This is a genomic window from Deinococcus multiflagellatus (assembly GCF_020166415.1).
Lineage (GTDB): Bacteria > Deinococcota > Deinococci > Deinococcales > Deinococcaceae > Deinococcus > Deinococcus multiflagellatus.
Genome location: NZ_JAIQXV010000073.1, coordinates 1 through 701 on the forward strand (window position 1 = coordinate 1; position 701 = coordinate 701).

At 69.2% G+C, this 701-nt stretch carries 1 protein-coding gene; it reads left to right on the forward strand.

Annotated elements, in window-relative coordinates:
* On the forward strand, positions 1-690 hold a 690-nt coding region (locus tag K7W41_RS23365), incomplete at its 5' end, for a hypothetical protein (protein WP_224612950.1).
* Positions 691-701 lie beyond the last annotated feature (11 nt).

The window sequence follows — 701 nt, forward strand, 5'->3', positions numbered from 1 at the left end:
CGCAGCGTGGGCGGCAACGGGCAGAGCATGGTCACACTGGCCCAGGACGACTTTACCCGCGTGGCCGCCGACCTGGGTCCCGATTGGCAGGTCACGGGCGGCGCCTGGGCCACCGATGGCGAGGCCGCGCAGGGCACGGGCGGGGTGGATTTTGCCCGCTGGCGCCGTCCCGTGGGTACCACCGGGGGCGTGGAAATGCATGTGCAGGGTAGTGCAGGTATCCTGCACGCCCGCTACGTGGACAACAACAACCGGGTGTCCCTGAGTCTGGAGGACGGCGGCACGAAACTGGTGCTGTTCGTGATGGTTGGCGGCGCGGGGACGGTGCTGCAGCAGTGGGCGGTGGCCACACCACCGGAAGGCGCCACGATCCGGCTGGAGTACACGCCCACGGAACTCCGGGCCTACCTGGACGGCCAGTGGAAAGGCACGGTCGCCAACAGCGACCACGCCGACACGGCCACGGTGGGGGTGTACAGCGGCGGGGGCACGCGGCTGAGCGCCTGGAAAGTGCTGACCCCGGGCGGTCAGATTCTTGGCCTGCCCTTCAATTCGGTCGTGTATTCGGGTGGCCGCGAAGTGCCGGCGGGCGCGGTGCCCGCCGGCGAGGTCAGCGTGTACGACCAGGGCGGGCGGGAAATTGACCGCATCGTCCTGGGCGGTGGCGACCAGTACACCTATTTCGACTGATCTCTGCCCCC